This window comes from Microbacterium sp. JB110 (assembly GCF_003335195.1).
Lineage (GTDB): Bacteria > Actinomycetota > Actinomycetes > Actinomycetales > Microbacteriaceae > Microbacterium.
This window is the reverse complement of sequence record NZ_QPGM01000009.1, coordinates 46,082-63,165: the sequence shown is the minus strand read 5'-3', so window position 1 is coordinate 63,165 and position 17,084 is coordinate 46,082. Positions and strand designations below refer to the sequence as shown.

Below are 17,084 nucleotides of genomic sequence, written 5' to 3'. Positions count from 1 at the left end.
AGTCCGAGCACGAAAGGAGAACACAATGACCATCAACGACATCGGGCCCCGCCCGAACGCGTTCGACATCGAAGAGGCCACCCGGCGGAACGAGAACTACCGCAGCGTCGCGTGGACCGGGAAGTATTTGCAGGTCACGCTGATGTCTATCCCGGTCGGGGAGTCCATCGGCCTGGAGGTCCACCAGAACACCGATCAGTTCCTGCGCCTCGATGCCGGACAGGGCAGGGCCGTCATGGGCCCGGCCAAGGACCGGCTCGACTTCGAGCAAAACGTCTCGGATGGGTGGTCTGTCCAGGTCCCCGCCGGCACCTGGCATGACGTGATCAACACTGGCGACGAACCGCTGCGCCTCTACGCGATTTATGCCCCGGTGCACCACGCACCTGGCATCACCCAGAGAACCAGCGACAAGGCAGAACAAGACGAAGCGACCGGTAAGGACGAGCCTCCCGCATGGACCGTCCAGCCCGAGGACAGCGCGCCGGACGAGCACGCCAACTGACGTCTACTTGTGTCACCGCTCCGTAAGGATGTTGCGGACGAGGATCGTCTTGGTCCACCCCGGGCAGCGCGCCACGCTCCCGCCCCTCACGCTGGTAGGTCTGACGATCACGGATGTCGAGGACCTCGACTGGGCCTCGTGTCAGAGTGTCGGCAAGGCCGCATGGTTCCTCGGGCAGGCCAACACTGTGCCCTGTCTGCGACACCGTGCGATCACAGAACGCCGCCACAAAGCGTCAAACTCCACATGGGCCGCCCCCGTTGTTAGGTCCGGTCTCTGTGTGAGTCGTCGGGTTCCATTTCGTGGGTGCAGTGGCGAGCATAGTCGGCCGGGGTGAGGTAGCCCAGCGCCGAGTGGCGTCGCACGGTGTTGTACTCGACCTTCCAGTCGCCGATGACGACCTGGGCGTGCAGCAGTGAGTAGAAGCTGTTGATGTTCAAGCACTCGTCGCGCAGGCGGGAGTTGAACGACTCGACGTAGCCGTTGAGCCACGGCGAGCCGGGCGGGATGTACGACAAGCCGGTGCGGGTGCCGGCCCAGTCGGCGATCGCCTGGCTGATGAACTCGGGCCCGTTGTCGCTTCTGAGGACCGCGGGCGGGCCGTGCAGCTTGACGAGGTCGTCGAGATGGTCGGTGAGACGGTCGGCGGTGATGGAGCGTTCCACGAGCCCGCCGAGGCAGACCCGGGTGTGCTCGTCCACGATCGACGCGATCTTGATCAGACGCCCGGCCTCGTCGACGTCGAACTGGAAGTCGATGACCCACACCACGTTCGGGGCGCACGCCTTGGGGGCGTCCGCGGTCGAGGAGCCGATGCGCTTACGGCGACGTCGCTGGGGCACGCGTAGGCCTTCCTCGCGCCATAGCCGCTGGATCTTCTTGTGGTTGACCTGCCAGCCCTCGCCGCGGGCGTCGTGGTACGCGCGCCGGTAGCCCCAGCGGGGGTGCTTCTTCGCGTAACCGCGCAGCCATTCACGCAAGGCGGCGTCGGGGTCGGCGACGGTAGCGGCCTTGAGGGTGCGCCGGTAGGCGGACCTGGATAGCCCGGTCAGCCGGCACGCCATCCGCTCGCTCACCCGCATCTTCGCGATGAGGTGAGCGACGGCGGCGCGCCTCCTGCCCGGGCCTAGAAGTTTCCCTCTGCCAGCTCCTTCAGCGCCGCCTTCTCCAGCTCTGCTTCAGCGAGCAGACGCTTGAGGGTGGCGTTCTGCTTCTCGAGCTCGTTGAGGCGCTTGGCGTCGTCGGCCTTGAGCCCGCCGTACTGGTTGCGCCACCGGTAGTACGTCTGTTCCGACACGCCCAGCTCGCGGCACACCGCCGCGACGTCCGCGCCATCGGCCAGCATCCGGTCGGCCTGTCCGAGCTTGCGCACGACCTGCTCAGGCGTGTGCCGCTTCCTCGTGTTCGTCATGATGAGACCAGTCCTCCTGCCCGCAGCAGCGAGCATCAAGACGACTCACACAACGACTGGACCTACATCACGGGGTCAGCCCAATCGCCCACGGTCATCGTGTCGGTCGATCACACCGTCTCGCCGCGCCGCACTGCTGCCAGGATCGGACGGGTCGCGTCAAGTGCAAGGCGCATGAGGCAGAAGCCTGCCGCGAAAGTGCCGATCAGCACCACGACGGAGAACGGCGAGATCACCTGCCCCGCGCCAGCGACGGGCAGAGAGAACACCACGCCGACAGCTGCACCGCTTACGGCGGCGAGACGGAGCGGCACCATCACCGCGAGTCGGCGCGCACGTCGAATCTCGTCGCCCGGCATGCCGAGCCGATCGAGAGCCGTGATGAGCGCGCGATCCTCGAGCACGGCCGCCGCCTGCGTGACACCGGTCGACGCAGCCAGCACGACGAAGCCGCAGACCAGCGTGACCGCGATCCCGGTGCGGATATCGGGGTAGAGCTGGTCGCCGCTGTTGTCGGCCATCATGCCGAGCCCGATGCCGCCGACGACTGCGATGAACGAGACCATCGCGATGGCAGAGACGCGCCGCCACGCGCTCGCGGAGTGCTCGGCGAGCTCCCTTCCGGCGATGAGCTTCGCGGCGGTCTTCGCGTGCCTGGCCATGTACCGGCCTCGCGCCGCCAGGATCGGAGATCCGACCATGTTCACCACTGCCATGGCGCCTGCGAACAGAACCGCGAGCACGACGCCGAGCATCATCGGGCCCACGAGCACGAGGCCCCCGGCCGTCAGCATCGCGACCAGCCCGCCGGCCATGCAGAGCATCGCCAGCCCCGCGACGATGAGTTTGGTCCGTCGCGGCGCGGGGTCCTGACGGCGGCGCACACCGAGCGGCGTCAGACGCACCTTCTTCAGGCTCAGGTGTGCGCTCACCATGGCCAGCGCGACAACGATCGCGACGACGAGGATCGTGCCACCGACCCCGGCGCCCACAGCACCCATTCCAACAGGACCGCCGAAGAACGGGATCAGCCCGATCAGCGGCAGCAGCACGAGATACACAGCGACACCGCCCAGTGCGCCGACAGCGGCGATCAGCCCAGCCTCGATCACCGTCATCCTGGAGACCTCAGCGCTGCTGGCACCGAGCAGCCGCAAAGTGGCCAGGCGGTCGTCGCGATTTCGGCTGGACAGGCGTGCTGCAGCTGCACCGAGTGTGAACACCGGGATCGCGAGCAGGATGAGGGCGACGGTTCCGAGCACGCCGTACACCGGATCTGCCACCGCTGTCGGATGCGTGAGGAACATCTTCGCGCCGCCGCCGACGGCGAGCAGCACCGCGGTCACTGCCGCGAACGCGACGATCGGCAGGACGAGCGCTGCAAGGCCCTGTCGTGAAGGGCGGGTGAGCATGAGGGTCAGCGTTGCCAGCCGGCGTAGCTCATCGCTGCGAGGTGCGACTGCGACGGCGGTCATCGTGCGCTCCCCGCCTCGGCACGCTGCTGGGGAGCGAAGCTCTCGCCCACGAGCCGGCCGTCCTGCATGTGCAGCACACGGTCGCAGCGGCGGGCGACGTCGGCGTCGTGCGTCACGACGACGAGACCGCGGTTCTGACGCGCGGTCGATTGGAGCAGAGCGGTCATCACGTCGGTCGAGGTGGCCGAGTCGAGCGCGCCGGTGGGCTCGTCGGCGAACACCATGGGCGCACCGTTGACCTGGGCTCGGGCTATCGCCACCCGCTGTGCCTGCCCGCCGGAGAGCTGGCCGATCCTTCGGTCCTGCATCCCGTCGAGTCCGAGGTGTGCGAGCCATTGGGCGGCACGGTGCTCCGCGTCAACACGGGGAGCGCCTGCCATGATCAGCGGCAGCGCGGCGTTCTCCACAGCGGTGAGCTCAGGCAGCAGCAGGTGGTCCTGGAAGATGAACCCGATGCTTGAGCGACGTACTGCGGAGCGTGCATCCTCGTCCATACCGACGAGCTCGATGACGCTGCCGTTCGGTCGGGTCATGCGGATCGAGCCGGAATCAGGTGAGATCACGGCCGCGAGGCAGTGCAGCAGTGTGGTCTTGCCGGATCCGGAGGCACCCATCACCGCGACAGCTTCGCCGGCTCGGATGGAGACGTCGACGCCTGCGAGTGCGAGCACATCGCCATAGCGCTTGGTCACGCCGACAGCATGCAGAAGGGTGGGGCTAGTCGTCTCGTTCATGGACCCAGCCTCCAATCTGCTCCGTGCGCGACACATCCGCCTCAGGATCCAGAACGGGTCCGTCTGCGGGATGACATCGAAGGGACACCCCGCACACTGCCCCTATCGGAAGCCTGCACGAGCCGTCCAGAGGCGATGGCGTCTGTGCGCCGGCGAGTCGCGGCCAGCACACGCCGGTCGGTGAACGAAATCGATGTGTAGACCGACCCGGCATCGGTGTGATGCGTGAGTCCGGCGAAGCCGGTGGCGCCTTCGCGCCTCGCTGCTGCACGCGCAGGTCATCATCGGCGACTGGAAGGACGAGTACAACCACCACCGCCGGCACTCCTCGCTCGGCTACCTACCCCCAGCCGAGTACGCTCGACAGTGCACCCATCAAATGGAAACCGACGACTCACAGAACGTCCGGACCGAATGAAGGGGGCGGCTCACGATCACAGGCGCCCGGGGCGCAGACGTCACCATGCCACTCCCGCTGCACCTCGACTGCATGGCGTCCTTGACGGCGACCGGCCCGCGGGGATCGCAAGCAGCTCGGAGCCTGGCGGCTGCCTCCGGAGCAACCGCGCTGCCAGTCCCATCGGACGGCGATGCCCGGCGACGCGCTACGGAAGGTGCCTGCGCCAGCTCAGAGCGACGATGCTGAAACTGATGAGCGCAAGAACCGCGCCGATGACGAACATGACCGTGTACGGGAGCCACGCACCCACTAGCGCAAGAACGGCCGGGATGAAGAATCCGATGTAGGTCAGCGAGTAGTACACGGCCGTGAGCCCCGCGAGATCGTCGGGGCCGGCGATACGCTGGATCTCGCGGAGACCACCAACGAGCAAGAGTCCATACGCAGCCCCGAGCGCGGCAGCGGCGACGACGACCCACGCCAACGAGTCGAGACCGACCGCGACGGCCGCCAGCACCATCCCCACGACGGTGACTGCGAGCGCCAAGCCGACACCGCGGGCCGAGCCGGGGTCATCGAAGCGGCCCGCAATCCGCTGCGCGCCGACGCCGCATCCTAGTGCGATCACACACAGGAGCCCGCTCATCGCGATCTCCAAGCCCGGAGCCTTCGACATCATCAGGCCAGGCAGTATCGCGTAGGCACTGGCCGCTGTGCCGAAGACCCAGGGCGCCATGGGCACGACGACGAAAAGGAAGCGACGATGCACAGCGGACGGAATCTTCAAGTCCTCGAGTAACGGCCGACCGTCATCACTTGTCCGCCTACTCTCCGGCACCCGCCACAGCAGCGAGAATGATGCGATGGCTAGCACGATGTGCACGAAGTATGGGCTCTGCTGCGGTGCGGGCCCGAATTGCGCGAGCGCCGCAGCAACCCCCGCGCCCAGGGCAAAGCCCGCTGTGAGGGCGAGCGCCGCGCGCCCTGCGCCGCTCCCTTCCCGGGCTCCGGTGTCGAACGGCGCCTGCGACAGCTCCTTCACCCAGGCAGTCCCCACCACCATAACCAACCCCAGCGCCACACCCGAGAGAACTCGCCCGGCGAACAACACGGTCGGCGATGAAGCGCCCAGCGCGAGCAGAACGCTCCCAGCGACAGCGACGAGCGGAGCAGGAAGGAAGAACGGCCGGCGTCCGAATCGGTCGGAGAGAGGGCCTCCGAGGATCAGAGCGGGCACGATACCGAGAACGTACGCACCGAGCAGAACGTCGAGCACGAGAGGCGTCATCTCGTCCTCCTGTCGGTACATCACCAGCAGGGGGGTGAATTCGTTACCACCCCACGCGACCGCGAAGAGCGCCGCGCACACGGCCATCCAGGGGCGGATGCGGTGCCGAGGACCCGCATCCGGGATCGGGAGGGAGTCCGTGATACTCATGGCAACAGCTCCCGATGTGTACGCCGGATGTGAGATTCGAGCGCGATTCGGAATGCGTCGCTATGCGCACCATCGATCAGCCGCGCGAGCTCGGTGTGGTCGTCGAGGACCCCCTCGAGGCGGTCCGCGCGCTTCCACAGCGATCGCGCCGTCATCCGCCTCTGCCGATCGCTCAACGACGCGAAAAAGTCCGATAGCAGACGGTTTCCGCCGGCATCGACGACCGCAGCGTGAAAGTCCGCGTCCAGGACCGCGAAGCCGTGAAGGTCTTCCCGCGCAGCGGCATCACGCTGCCCCCCGAGGATCGTCTGCAGTCGCTCGACAAGTTCGGAACGCAGCCGGGCATCGCCCGAGACCCGGGAGACGGCATCCGACTCGAGGAGAACGCGCGCCCGCACGATCTCCTCGCGTTCGTGTGGCCTCACCTCAACGACGAACGCACCGCGCTTGGGGTACAAACGCAACCACCCCTCGCCCTGCAGTCGCAGGAACGCCTCACGCACCGGAGTGCGACTCATACCAAGCTCGTTGGCCACCATCCCCTCGCTGATCATGCTTCCCCCAAGTAACGCGCCATCCAAGATCTGGGCACGCAAATGGTGGTAGGCAACCTCGGACGCGGATGCATGGCTAGCGGCACCAGATTCGGTCACGCTTGCCCCCCCCCCTTGTTTCTGAATACAACATAGATACTAGTCGCATACTCTACAAAAGACAACAAGAGAATGGCGGGGTGTTTTTACGGCGCGGCCTGAGCCAGCCTGGGCACAGGTTGTGGGAGTGGACCTGCCGAAAACGATGGCGGTCTCAACCGGTAAACGCACCACCCGCCTACTCTGTCAGGTCTTCGTGCCGTAGGTGCCATGTCTGCGGTAGCGAGACCCAGCGATGCCGCCCCCGTATCCTCGAGGGATGAACATGAGTCGTGGTCGCGCAGTTGGGAGTGCTTTCTCCGCGAAGGAGAAGACGGTGCTGGATCTTCTGTGCAGCGGGGATCACCCGTACCGTGAACTGGCTCGCGAGCAGCTCCGCGTCGCGTCGTGGGGTGGGTACCAGCTCGACGAGTGCGACTGCTTCCTTATCTCGGTTCCCAAGTTGCCGAAGGCAGCCCGGATCAGGCACGGTGGCGGACCGTTCTCTACCTTGGATGTCTCGCGCGCCGGAGAAGGGCTTGGCCAGCTCGATCTATGGGTCGTCGACGGTTACCTGCACTCCGTTGACTACATGACCTACGACGATCACGAGATGCTGCCTGACCTCGAAGATGACACTCTCGAGCCGCTCTACTGAGCCGTTTAGGCGAGCCTGCAAGCACGAAGTCGTTCGCGGCTGCTCAGCCAGTCAAGGACCTGGCGTGGACGTGTGTTGATCTTGTTCGCGATCTGATCGAGTTCGTCTTGAGTGAAGCGGTACAGGTCGGCGTTCTTCGCCAGGTACTGGCGTAGGAGCCGGTTGGTGTTCTCGTTCGAGCCTCGTTGCCACGGTGAGCGAGGATCGCAGAAGTAGACGTGGATGCCGAGGTCGTGGGCGAGTTGTTCGTGCTCTGACATCTCTCGACCTCGATCCCAAGTGATCGACCTCAACAGTGATTTCGGCATGCCGCGGAGGTTCTGGACGAGCGCGGCGCGGACGTCTGGGCCCTTGATGCCATCGAGCTTGACGAGGCGAACGATCCTGGTGGTGCGTTCCACGAGGGTTGCCACGGCGCTGGGGCGTCGCCCCATGACGAGGTCCCCTTCCCAATGCCCTACCTCGGTCCGGGTCTCGATCTGCTCTGGTCGATCATGGATAGAGACCATGTTCCGCAGCCGGCCCCGCCCGTGCCCGGTACGACGCGCTTTCCTCGAGGTGCGCATGCCGCGCCCCGACCGCAGATGCGTCTTCAGCGTCGAGGGGAGCGACAGGCGCGAGCTGATGTAGAGGGTCCGGTAGATAGCCTCGTGCGAGATCCGTACTCCCTGTGCTGAAGCCGGAGTCAGTCGGAGCCATGCCGCGATCTGCTGCGGCGACCAATCCGCCATCAGCTTCTCCTGCACGATGCTCCGCAGGTCATCGTGCGTTTCCAGCTTGCACGGCTTCGGACGCCTCGCGTTCTCCCACGCTCGTCGATCGGCTGCCGCAGCCCGGTACTGCGTAGGTCCACCGTTACGGGCGATCTCCCGCGAGACCGAGGAAGCAGACCGGCGCAGGCGAGTCGCGATAGCGCGCGCGGAATCACCGGCCGCGAGTCCGCGGGAGATTTCCTCTCGTTCAGTGAGCGACAGTCTCAGCGGTGCCCGTGAACGCGCTGCCGGGCGGATCCCGCCGGTCACTGCCAGGAGCCGACGCACCGCCTCACGGTTGCAGCACACAGCCCGGGCGATAACCCGGACCGGCTCGCCCGCGCGCCATCGTTCCCATACCGCGTCCTGCTGTTCGAGACTCAACACCATGCCCGGGCCTCCTCGCCGATCTATCCGCATGCTTCCACCACTGGGTGGTGCGTTGACCGGTTGAGACCGCCATCGATTGCGGTGGGCGTGGTTCGCGGCAGTGTCCACCGCCCGAGCTCGTCGAGGCTCTCCTGCGATGGACGACCATCGCTAATGGTCGCCGACAGAAGCGTGCACATGGGCGCGCTGGCCTTGGCGTCCGACGAGGCTGAGGTACTCGACCGGGCCGGCGCTGGTGGCCCCGAACCAATGGGGCGTTCGGGTGTCGAACTCGGCAGCTTGACCAGCTTGCAAGACCAGGTCTTGGTCGCCCAGCACCAGGCGGAGGGTGCCGTTCAATACGTAGGCCCAATCGAACCCTTCATGGGAGCGCAGGTCAGGGGCCGTATCGTCGCTGCCCCTGGGGAGGACGAACTTGTATGCCTGGATGCCTCCGGGGCGACGCGTGAGCGGGATGATGACCGACCCGTCGCTGCAGGACATGGGACGGAGGTCGATTCGGGGGTTGGCGGTGCGAGGCGCATCGACGAGGGAATCGAGGGTGACGCCGTAATAGCGGGCCAACGGGAGCAGTTGTTCCAAGGTCGGCCGCCGCAGTCCCGCCTCCAGCCGGGAGAGGGTGCTTGTGGAGATCCCGGTCTCCTCAGCGAGCGTGGTGAGCGTGACGTCGCGGCGCAGACGAAGGTGCTTCAGGCGTGGCCCCACCGTGTCGAGGGTCTGATCGGAGTGTTCGCTCATGCCCCTAGTTTGCCATTTGGCAAGAAAGATTGCCAATCTGGCTAGTTTGGGTGAACCTGGGTGCAGACATCACGGACGAGCAGAAGGACAGCGCAATGGGCTCCGCACAGGACCAGACATACGAGGCCGCGATCACCGGCGGTGGATCGGCACGGCTGAGCGCCGCGTACCGCGGCATGGTGCACGCATCATGAACGAGTTCGACAAGGACTACTGGGAGGATCAGTGGGCCCCCGCCCCCTCGGGCCGCAGCCGCCCGCTCCCCGTCAACCCCTATCTGACAGGCGAGACCGCGCATCTTCCCGTCGGCACAGTCTTGGATGCGGGCTGCGGAACCGGAACCGAAGCGCTCTGGCTGGCCGAGCAGGGCTGGGACGTCACGGCCGCCGACATCTCCGCGACCGCGCTGGCGGAGGCACGGGTTCGTGCTGCTGCGGCTGGTGCGGGCGAGCGCGTCGACTGGGTGGAAACCGACCTGTCGCAGTGGGCGCCGAATCGCACCTGGGACCTCGTGGTCACCAACTACGCTCACGCGGAGATCGGGCAGCTTCCGTTCTATCGGCGTATCGCTTCCTGGGTCGCCCCTGGCGGGACGCTCCTCATCGTCGGACATCTCCACGGCCACCAGCACGACGTTCACCACGGGCACGACCAGCCTGAGGGAGCGACAGCGACGCTGGAGGGGATCACGAGCTTGTTCCCCGCTTCGGAATGGCGGATCGACTCCGCCTATGAGCACACCCGCACTGTCCACGCCGGCGGTTCACCGGTGCAATTGCATGACGTGATCGTCCGCGTCCACCGACCTACCTGACTCGTCCCCCTCTTCGCGCGTCGAGGTGTTTCGACCTCGGCGCTGCTTCGACCTGCCTGCGATCAGCGTCGGGCAAAGCACTCCCTGAAAGGAAACACATCCCGCCATGACTTCCACCATTCACACCGGTGCGGAAGACGCCGCTTCAGTCATCAACGATCCACGACGCAGACGTGCCATCCTGTGGGCCATCTGCATCGCCTTGATGGCCGTTGTCGCCTCAGTTTCCGGCCTCAACGTCGCTCAGCCGCAGCTGGCGACGACCTTCGATGCGTCCCAAGGACAGGTGCTGTGGATCATCAACACCTACACACTCACGCTTGCGGCCCTCCTCCTCCCACTGGGAGCGCTGGGCGACAGGCTCGGTCGCAAGCCGGTGCTCATCGTGGGGCTGGCGGCGTTCGGGATCGCGAACATCGCCGCCGCCGTCGCACCGGTGATGGAGGTCATGATCGCCGCGCGTCTGCTCAGCGGAATCGGTGCGGCGATGATCATGCCGGTCACTCTGTCGGTGATCACCTCCTCGTTCCCGGACAAGGAACGGTCCCGAGCGATCGGAGTGTGGAGTGCAGTCGCCGGGGGCGGCGGCATCCTGGGAATGTACCTCTCCGCCGTGCTGGTCGATATCGCGTCTTGGCGATGGCTGTTCGCACTCCCCGTCGTGCTCACCGTCGCGGCGCTGCTGATCGGCGCTCGCGCAGTTCCGAACGCTCGTGACAAAGCCCCCGGCCGGTTCGATGCTCTGGGAGCGCTGACCTCGATCATCGCTGCTGTCGGTTTCACCTTCGCCCTGCACGAAGCACCGTCGCTCGGCTGGGCCGACCCGATCGTACTGATCCCGCTCATCGCCGCAGCACTCGCTGCCGCCGGATTCATCCTGTGGGAGCTGCACACCCCGTTCCCGCTGCTGGACGTCCGGACATTCCGCAACCGGGGGCTCTCCTCGGGCACCACGCTCCTGCTCGTCTGGTTCGGCGTTCTGGGCGGGGTATCCCTGGTGCTGTACCCCTTCTTCCAGGTCGTCCTCGGATGGAGCGGGCTCCTCTCCACGCTCGCCATGATGCCCCTGGCGCTGCTGATGATGCTCGCCTCCGGACTCGCCCCTCGTCTGGCAGCGCGCATCGGAGCCCGGGCCTCCATGGTGATCGGACTCACCATCGCCACTGCCGGGCTCGCGCTCATGGCCGGGCTCGTCTCCGCCGACGGCGGGTACATCAGCGTGCTCCCTGGACTCATCGCGATGGGACTCGGTGCGGGGCTGGCGATGACACCCGCTACCGAAGCGATCACCTCATCACTTGCCCGTGAGCAGCAGGGCGTCGCCTCGGCCCTGAACGACCTTTCCCGAGAGCTCGGAGCAGCCCTGGGCATCGCACTGCTGGGCGGAGTGCTGGTGGCCGGATATCGGAGCGCAATCGCCGGACTCCTTTCAGGCGTGCCCGAGGAGTTCGCGGCGACAGCGCGCGAAGGCATCGCCAACGCCACCGCGATCAGCCAGGACGCCGGGGCTCACGCGGAGCAGATTCTCGCCGCCGCGAACGACGCATTCATCGCCGGCTGGCAGCAAGCGATGTGGGTCGGCGTCGCCGTCATGACCGTCCTCACGATCTTCGTGCTCTTCCGCGGCCCCAACTCCTTCACGCCCACCGAGCCATTGAACGAAACCGACGACGAGGCTCCGAACCGCTCTGATGCCCGCAGCGTTCACCGTGAAGGCTGAGCAGCCCCGCCGACGAAAGGATCCCCGCTCATGACCACCGCAGGTTCTGCGCCGGCTTCGCGAAGCCCGGAACTCCGCCGCCTGAATGGTCCGCAATGAGCAAGCACACACAGATCCTCAAGTCTCCGCGAAATCCTCTGCTGGCAGCTGAGGAAATGCGGAGGACTTGAGGATCTGTCGGGTGACCGGCGCTCAGTGCGCCATCGCGGCGAGGGCCTCCTCGTCGAGGGTGGCGAGCGAGCGCGTGTCCTGGAAGTCGCGCACGCCGTGGATGCCCTGCTCACGGCCGTAACCCGACTGCTTCACACCGCCGAACGGTGCGCGCAGGTCCAGGCGGGTGGCGCCGTGGTCGTTGAACCAGACGTAGCCGCACTCGAGCTGCGAGCCGATGCGCTGCGCCGTCTCGGGGCTCGACGTCCACACACTGCCGCACAGGCCGCCCCACGAGTCGTTCGCGCTCGCGACGGCCTCGTCCTCGGTGTCGAACGGGATGATCGGGATCACCGGTCCGAACTGCTCCTCCGTGACGACGCGGAGCGACGGATCCGGATCGATCACGAGCGCAGGGCGCAGGAAGTTGCCGCCCTCCAGTTCGCCGCCCGGCAGCTCGCCGTACTCGCGCACCTCGGCGCCCGAATCCTTCGCCTCACGGATGAGACCCTCGACGAACTCCTTCTGGGCTGGCTGATGCAGCGGGCCCATCGTGGTTCCCTCGCCGAGGCCGTAGCCCAGCACGGTCTTCTGCAGTCGCGCCTCGAGGCCCGCGACGACGTCGTCCAGGCGCGAGCGGTGCACGTAGATGCGCTTGGCGTTCATGCAGATCTGGCCGGTGGTGTCGTAGACACCGGCGAACAGGCGGTCGAGGTGCGTGTCCGACAGGTCTGCGTCCTCTGTGACGATGGCCGCGTCGTTTCCACCGAGCTCGAGCGTCACGCGCGTGAGCGACTTCGAGGCCATCTCCATCATCTTCCTGCCGCCGCCGACCGACCCGGTGAAACACACCTTCGCGATGTCGGTGTTCTGAATCAGAGCGGACATGTTCTCGTCCTTGCCCGTGACGACCTGCAGCACACCGGCCGGCAGTCGCTCGGCGACGCGCTGCACGACGCGTGTGGTCGCCAGCGGCGCCGAGGGCGGCGGCTTCACGATCGCGGTATTGCCCGCCAGGAGAGCGTGCGGAAGGGCCGCGGCGAGGATCGCGATCGGCCAGTTGAACGGCACGATCACGGTGACCACACCGAGCGACTGATAGCCGACCTGCGTCGTGACGGGGATGCCGGGCGCCGGCTCCAGCGTCTCGACCGCGTCGACCTTGTCGGCCTCCGTGAGCGCGAGATTCCAACGCAGCTCGAACACGAAGGCATCGGCCCACGCCTCGCCGACGACCTTGCCGTTCTCCTGCGAGAGGATCGCGGCGTCATCGTCTCGGTGCTCGCCGAGCGTCGCGACGGCGTCAGCCATCTGCTTCGCGCGCTCCTGCGGCGTGAGAGCGGACCACGCGGGATACGCTGCCCTGCCCGCGGCGACCGCGTCGTCGACGTCGGCGGGAGACGCGGAAGCGGCCTCGCCCACGACCCGACCGGGCTTGGCGGGGTCGGCGATCCGCAGCACGTCGTCTGTGGAGCGCTCCTCGCCGTTGATGAACAGTGCCGTCTTCACGGCGTTCGAATCCGTCATGGATTCCTCTCCTTCGTTGTTCGGCGCAGCGTCTTCGCCGCGCGATGTGAGTTGGCGTGCCTCCCGAGCCGTCGCCTGCTGCGGCCCGAAACACGCCTGCTTCGATTCTGTTACGAAACGCACCTCTCGTGGGCCACCCATCCGGATTCGATGATCTCTGCCGCGTCGGACGCGACGCTCACGCCGTCCTGATACGTGGGACGCCATATCGCTAGCGCGCTCTGGGCGGCAGAAGGGAGCAGCGAAGCGGAGAAGGCCTCCACGCCCCAGCGGCCGGAGTAGCCGGCGTCGAGCGCACCGCGCACGACGCCGGCGATGTCGACGGAGCCGCGACTGAGCAGCCCTCGCCCCGACTGGCCGAGCTCGATGTACGCCAGCCGCGGCAGCGCCATCCGGATCGCTTCGGCCGTGTCGGCCTCTTCGATCGCCATGTGGAACGTGTCGAGGTGGATCGCCAGGTGCTCCGAACCGCTCTCCTCGACGTAGGCCATCGCCTGCTCCGCCGTGTTGACCATCGCGGTCTCGTATCGGTTGAGCACCTCCAGCGTCATGGTGATGCCGCGCTCGAATGCCTCCTCTGCGGCGAGCCCGACGGCCGCGGCCGAGCGCCGCCATGCGTCGCGCGGGGCGGCGTGCTCCGCGCGACCGAACAGACCGTACGGAACGCCGCCCAGCCGGTCTGACCCGAGCCCGGCCGCGAGCTCGATCGCGTCGCGCAGCGCCCGCGCCCCGGCTTCGCGGACCCATGGGTCCACGCTCGACACGTCGGCTTCCGGCGACTGCCCCGCCATCGGAATCGCGGTGAGCCCTCGCCGGTCGCACGCGTCGCGCAGCGCGCCGACATCGATGCTGCGCGCGTCCAGCGGCGGCAGCACGATGCGTCGGTAGCCGAAGCCCGCGAGCGAGTCGAGCAGCGCGCCGAGCTGCGGCGACGCGACGTCGGGCAGCGCGGCGTTGACGTGGAAGGCCACGTCGAGCTGCTCAGGGATCACCGTGGCCGACATGTCAGAACACCGGCAGGTCGAGACGCTGCTTGAACACCGAGTAACCGTCCTCGACGTTCACCACCGTGCCGTTGATGACGCGTGACTCGTCGGAGCCGAGGAACGCCACCACGTCGGCGATCTCGTCGGGGTCGGTGAGCCTGCCGCGCAGCTGCTCGGAGGCGAACGTCTGCTTGAGCTCATCGCTGAACTGGTTGATGATCGGCGTGGCCACGCGTCCCGGAGTGATGGCGACGGCCCGGATGCCGTGCTCGGCGAGCTCGTACGCCGCCGAGCGGGTGAAGGAGATCACCGCTGCCTTCGCGGCGCTGTACGTGAATGACAGCTCGGCGGCATCCTGCCCGTACACCGACGACGTGCTGATGATCACGCCGCCGCGGCCCTGCTTCGCCATCTGCCGGCCAGCTGCCACGATGCCGTAGTAGACGCCGTCCTGGTCGACTCGGATCATGCGGTGGTAGTCGGCCTCGATGTCGTGCTCGAGCAGCGGCGTGCCGCCGGCGATGCCCGCGTTGTTGAAGATGATGTCGACGCCGCCGAACGCGTCGACGGCGGCCTGCACCATCCGCTCGACCTCGGCGAAGTCCGACACGTCGACGGCGTGTGCGACGGCAGAGCCTTCGAAGCCTGCCGCATCGACCTCGTCGACGACCGACTGCGCCGCGGCGAGATCGAGATCGGCGACGAGCACCTTCGCGCCGTCGTGCACGTACCGCAGCACGCTCGCACGCCCGATTCCGCCGGCACCGCCGGTGATGATGGCTGACTTGCCGGAAAGCTTCATGGTTCTCCTTGGATGTGTTCGGTGTCGGTCGGCGCTCGGCCGGGGTCAGAAGGCAGTGTGCGACAGTGCGGCCGCGCCGCCGTCGATCGTGAGGGTCGCGCCGGTGATGAACGACGATGCGGGGGAGACCAGGAAGAGCATCGGGCCCTGGACCTCGTCGGTCGTCCCCATCCGGCCCATCGGGATCGTCGACTCCCACTCGCGCTCGAAGTCCGGGTCGATCTCGACGCGGCCGTCGCCGATCCGCGTGCCCTTGATCGGCCCTGGCGCGATCGCGTTGACCCGGATGCTCCGGGGCGCGAGCTCGAGGGACACCTGGCGGACGAAGTTGAGGATGGCGGCCTTCGTGGTGACGTACCCGTACGACACCATCGGATCCGTGCGCATGCCCGCGGTGGAGGAGGTGACGAGGATGCGGCCACCCGGTTCGAGCAGACGCGCGGCCGCGCGCACCGTCTCGAACGTGCCGGTGAGATTGGTCGCGATGACCTCGCTCCACTCCTCGTCGGAGTAAGAGGCCAGCTCCCCGCCCGACCGGTAGCTCGGTCCGCCCGAGATGCCCGCGTTCGCGACGATCACCGTGGGGCGGCCGACCTCGCGCACGATACGGTCCAGCACCTCGTCGACCGCACCGCGGCGGGTCTGGTCGACGGCGTACGCGTGGGCCGTGCCGCCTGCCGCGATGATGCCGTCGGCCACGGCGGCGGTGCGCTCGGCGCTGCGCCCCAGCACGACGACGGTCGCGCCGGCCGCGGCGTACGCTTCGGCGGCCGCCTGCCCGAAGCCGCTCGAGGCCCCGGTGACGACGGCGATGTCGCCCGTCATGTCGAACAGCGAGTGGATGCCCTCTCGTGTGATGGTGCTCATTCGTTCACTCCCAGTGTCGGTTCGAAGTCGGCCACGTTGCTCGGATCGATCAGCTCTGCCGGGATCTCGATGAAGTTCTCCTCGGGAAGCGCCGCATTCGTGCGGTACTCCTCCATGTGCGTGATCATCTCGTCGACGACCGAAGGCCAGTCCTGAGCTGCTGAAGCGTACATCGGGCTCCCCGCCTCGATCTTCTCCGCCGTCTCGGCGAGCGCATCGACGCCGGTGACGAAGATGTCGTCGCGTCCCGCTTCCTCGATGGCCTGGGTTACACCGAGCGCAGCATCGTCCCACCCGGCCCAGACGCCGTCGAGGCCGTCGGGGTTGGCCTGCAGGTAGTCGGTGACGAAGTTCAGCGCTTCCGTGCGCCCCGTTCCGGGATCCAGTGCCTGTTTCATCTCGCCGCCGGCGATGTTCGCACCGGCGTCTTCGAGCATGTCGAAGGCGAGCTGGCTGCGTTTCTGGATGCCGATATGCGGGTCATGGCCGATCACCATGACGTCCTTCCCATCGAGCCCGCCCATCGCCTCGTCCAAGCCCCCGACCGTGATCTCGGCGAGCTGCTGCTGATCGAACGTGATGTTCGTGATGAGATCCGGATTCGCCTCCACGCCGCCGTCGATCGAGAAGATCGGGACATCGGCGTCCTGTGCCGCCTGCACGATCGGAGTGATCTGTCGCGGGTCGGGGAACCCGGCGAGGATGGCGTCTGCGCCCTGCGTGATCGCGGCCTGCACGTCGCTGTTGAGCTTGTCGTAGTCGAAGGTGCTGGTGTACAGGGTCACCTCCCAGCCCTCCAACTCGTTTCCCTTCTCGACGAAGTCGTCGAGGGTGAGCTTGCCGCCGGGCACGGCGTATCCCGCGGTGAACGCGGCGACGGTGAAGACTCCGTCATCCCCCATTCCGTCGGACTTCCCGGCGGCGCCTTCTGCCGCGGAATCGTCGGACGTGCCCATTCCCGTGTCGACGCTGCAGCCTGCGGCGGCTGCCAGAGCGATCAGTCCGATGCCGGCGACGCCGGCGCGGAGGGTCGAGGATCGTGTGCGCAACGTGAAACTCCCTTGTGTCGTGCTGCTTCGGTTGTG

17 protein-coding genes and 1 pseudogene are annotated in these 17,084 nt (G+C 67.0%); 6 read left to right on the top strand and 12 right to left on the bottom strand.

Features of this window, described 5'->3' with window-relative positions; genetic code table 11:
• Window positions 1–25 precede the first annotated feature (25 nt).
• The gene (locus CIK77_RS14770) at window positions 26–505 is read left to right on the top strand and encodes a cupin domain-containing protein (protein ID WP_025104937.1); all 480 of its coding nucleotides are present in this window, start codon (window positions 26–28) and stop codon (window positions 503–505) included.
• A gap of 263 nt (window positions 506–768) precedes the next feature.
• Here CIK77_RS14770 and CIK77_RS14760 read toward each other — a convergent pair.
• From CIK77_RS14760 to CIK77_RS14750, 3 genes are all read right to left on the bottom strand, one after another.
• Window positions 769–1,916, bottom strand: a protein-coding gene (locus CIK77_RS14760) for an IS3 family transposase (RefSeq protein ID WP_087054963.1) whose coding sequence is annotated in 2 segments (ribosomal slippage) — window positions 769–1,646 and window positions 1,646–1,916 — 1,149 coding nt in all. Because the reading frame shifts where the segments join, the coding sequence is not laid out codon by codon here.
• 110 nt (window positions 1,917–2,026) lie between these two features.
• Window positions 2,027–3,391 carry an FtsX-like permease family protein gene (locus CIK77_RS14755; RefSeq protein WP_087054964.1) on the bottom strand — a complete coding sequence of 455 codons (1,365 nt, stop codon included), beginning with the start codon at window positions 3,389–3,391 and terminating at the stop codon, window positions 2,027–2,029.
• Window positions 3,388–4,125 carry an ABC transporter ATP-binding protein gene (locus tag CIK77_RS14750; protein ID WP_087054965.1) on the bottom strand — a complete coding sequence of 246 codons (738 nt, stop codon included), beginning with the start codon at window positions 4,123–4,125 and terminating at the stop codon, window positions 3,388–3,390. Before CIK77_RS14750 ends, CIK77_RS14755 begins: the two co-directional genes overlap by 4 nt.
• Window positions 4,126–4,384: 259 nt before the next feature.
• Between CIK77_RS14750 and CIK77_RS14745 the strand changes: the two are divergent.
• Window positions 4,385–4,543 (top strand): annotated as a pseudogene (locus tag CIK77_RS14745) (integrase core domain-containing protein); the annotation flags it as partial.
• A 187-nt stretch (window positions 4,544–4,730) separates the two neighbouring features.
• Here CIK77_RS14745 and CIK77_RS14740 read toward each other — a convergent pair.
• Together CIK77_RS14740 and CIK77_RS14735 are read right to left on the bottom strand one after the other, a co-directional pair.
• Window positions 4,731–5,963: an MFS transporter gene (locus CIK77_RS14740; protein WP_087054966.1), complete on the bottom strand. Its 1,233-nt coding sequence runs from the start codon at window positions 5,961–5,963 to the stop codon at window positions 4,731–4,733.
• Window positions 5,960–6,616, bottom strand: a complete 657-nt coding sequence (locus tag CIK77_RS14735) for a GntR family transcriptional regulator (protein ID WP_058631431.1) — start codon at window positions 6,614–6,616, stop codon at window positions 5,960–5,962. Before CIK77_RS14735 ends, CIK77_RS14740 begins: the two co-directional genes overlap by 4 nt.
• Before the next feature lie 316 nt (window positions 6,617–6,932).
• Between CIK77_RS14735 and CIK77_RS14730 the strand changes: the two genes are divergently transcribed.
• A complete protein-coding gene (locus tag CIK77_RS14730) occupies window positions 6,933–7,253 on the top strand; it encodes a hypothetical protein (protein WP_087054955.1) in 321 nt (106 codons plus the stop codon).
• Window positions 7,254–7,258: 5 nt separating this feature from the next.
• On the opposite strand, the gene CIK77_RS14725 is transcribed toward CIK77_RS14730, so the two are convergent.
• Window positions 7,259–8,395: an IS30 family transposase gene (locus tag CIK77_RS14725; protein WP_087054967.1), complete on the bottom strand. Its 1,137-nt coding sequence runs from the start codon at window positions 8,393–8,395 to the stop codon at window positions 7,259–7,261.
• Between the two features lie 150 nt (window positions 8,396–8,545).
• Window positions 8,546–9,133 (bottom strand): helix-turn-helix domain-containing protein, encoded by a 588-nt coding sequence (locus CIK77_RS14720; RefSeq protein WP_087054968.1) that lies wholly within the window; start codon window positions 9,131–9,133, stop codon window positions 8,546–8,548.
• Between the two features lie 50 nt (window positions 9,134–9,183).
• On the opposite strand from CIK77_RS14720, the gene CIK77_RS17745 reads away from it, so the two are divergent.
• The 3 genes from CIK77_RS17745 (at window position 9,184) to CIK77_RS14710 (ending at window position 11,667) form a co-directional block, all read left to right on the top strand.
• The gene (locus CIK77_RS17745; protein ID WP_170934127.1) at window positions 9,184–9,327 is read left to right on the top strand and encodes a hypothetical protein; all 144 of its coding nucleotides are present in this window, start codon (window positions 9,184–9,186) and stop codon (window positions 9,325–9,327) included.
• Entirely contained in the window at window positions 9,324–9,947 is a 624-nt protein-coding gene (locus CIK77_RS14715; RefSeq protein ID WP_087054969.1) for a class I SAM-dependent methyltransferase, read from the top strand. The genes CIK77_RS17745 and CIK77_RS14715 overlap by 4 nt, the downstream gene beginning before the upstream one ends.
• Before the next feature lie 106 nt (window positions 9,948–10,053).
• Window positions 10,054–11,667 (top strand): MFS transporter, encoded by a 1,614-nt coding sequence (locus tag CIK77_RS14710; RefSeq protein ID WP_087054970.1) that lies wholly within the window; start codon window positions 10,054–10,056, stop codon window positions 11,665–11,667.
• A gap of 192 nt (window positions 11,668–11,859) precedes the next feature.
• Here the strand turns inward: CIK77_RS14710 and CIK77_RS14705 are convergent, their stop codons facing one another.
• The 5 genes from CIK77_RS14705 to CIK77_RS14685 form a co-directional block, all read right to left on the bottom strand.
• Window positions 11,860–13,344 carry an aldehyde dehydrogenase family protein gene (locus CIK77_RS14705; protein WP_087054971.1) on the bottom strand — a complete coding sequence of 495 codons (1,485 nt, stop codon included), beginning with the start codon at window positions 13,342–13,344 and terminating at the stop codon, window positions 11,860–11,862.
• A gap of 110 nt (window positions 13,345–13,454) precedes the next feature.
• Complete coding sequence (locus CIK77_RS14700; RefSeq protein WP_087054972.1) at window positions 13,455–14,348, bottom strand: sugar phosphate isomerase/epimerase family protein; 894 nt, start codon at window positions 14,346–14,348, stop codon at window positions 13,455–13,457.
• Between the two features lies 1 nt (window position 14,349).
• Complete coding sequence (locus CIK77_RS14695) at window positions 14,350–15,132, bottom strand: SDR family NAD(P)-dependent oxidoreductase (protein WP_087054973.1); 783 nt, start codon at window positions 15,130–15,132, stop codon at window positions 14,350–14,352.
• Between the two features lie 45 nt (window positions 15,133–15,177).
• The gene (locus CIK77_RS14690) at window positions 15,178–15,999 is read right to left on the bottom strand and encodes an SDR family NAD(P)-dependent oxidoreductase (RefSeq protein WP_087054974.1); all 822 of its coding nucleotides are present in this window, start codon (window positions 15,997–15,999) and stop codon (window positions 15,178–15,180) included.
• On the bottom strand, window positions 15,996–17,048 hold the full coding sequence (locus CIK77_RS14685; RefSeq protein WP_087054975.1) for a sugar ABC transporter substrate-binding protein: 1,053 nt from the start codon (window positions 17,046–17,048) through the stop codon (window positions 15,996–15,998). The genes CIK77_RS14690 and CIK77_RS14685 overlap by 4 nt, the downstream gene beginning before the upstream one ends.
• Between the last annotated feature and the right edge of the window lie 36 nt (window positions 17,049–17,084).

Bases quoted from the DNA above. Each gene is read 5' to 3' on its own strand.
- CIK77_RS14740 (WP_087054966.1), bottom strand. From the start codon at position 5,963: ATGAGTATCACGGACTCCCTCCCGATCCCGGATGCGGGTCCTCGGCAC.
- CIK77_RS14720 (WP_087054968.1), bottom strand. From the start codon at position 9,133: ATGAGCGAACACTCCGATCAGACCCTCGACACGGTGGGGCCACGCCTG.
- CIK77_RS14715 (WP_087054969.1), top strand. From the start codon at position 9,324: ATGAACGAGTTCGACAAGGACTACTGGGAGGATCAGTGGGCCCCCGCC.
- CIK77_RS14770 (WP_025104937.1), top strand. From the start codon at position 26: ATGACCATCAACGACATCGGGCCCCGCCCGAACGCGTTCGACATCGAA.
- CIK77_RS14695 (WP_087054973.1), bottom strand. From the start codon at position 15,132: ATGAAGCTTTCCGGCAAGTCAGCCATCATCACCGGCGGTGCCGGCGGA.
- CIK77_RS14750 (WP_087054965.1), bottom strand. From the start codon at position 4,125: ATGAACGAGACGACTAGCCCCACCCTTCTGCATGCTGTCGGCGTGACC.
- CIK77_RS14690 (WP_087054974.1), bottom strand. From the start codon at position 15,999: ATGAGCACCATCACACGAGAGGGCATCCACTCGCTGTTCGACATGACG.
- CIK77_RS14705 (WP_087054971.1), bottom strand. From the start codon at position 13,344: ATGACGGATTCGAACGCCGTGAAGACGGCACTGTTCATCAACGGCGAG.
- CIK77_RS14710 (WP_087054970.1), top strand. From the start codon at position 10,054: ATGACTTCCACCATTCACACCGGTGCGGAAGACGCCGCTTCAGTCATC.
- CIK77_RS14755 (WP_087054964.1), bottom strand. From the start codon at position 3,391: ATGACCGCCGTCGCAGTCGCACCTCGCAGCGATGAGCTACGCCGGCTG.
- CIK77_RS14725 (WP_087054967.1), bottom strand. From the start codon at position 8,395: ATGGTGTTGAGTCTCGAACAGCAGGACGCGGTATGGGAACGATGGCGC.
- CIK77_RS14700 (WP_087054972.1), bottom strand. From the start codon at position 14,348: ATGTCGGCCACGGTGATCCCTGAGCAGCTCGACGTGGCCTTCCACGTC.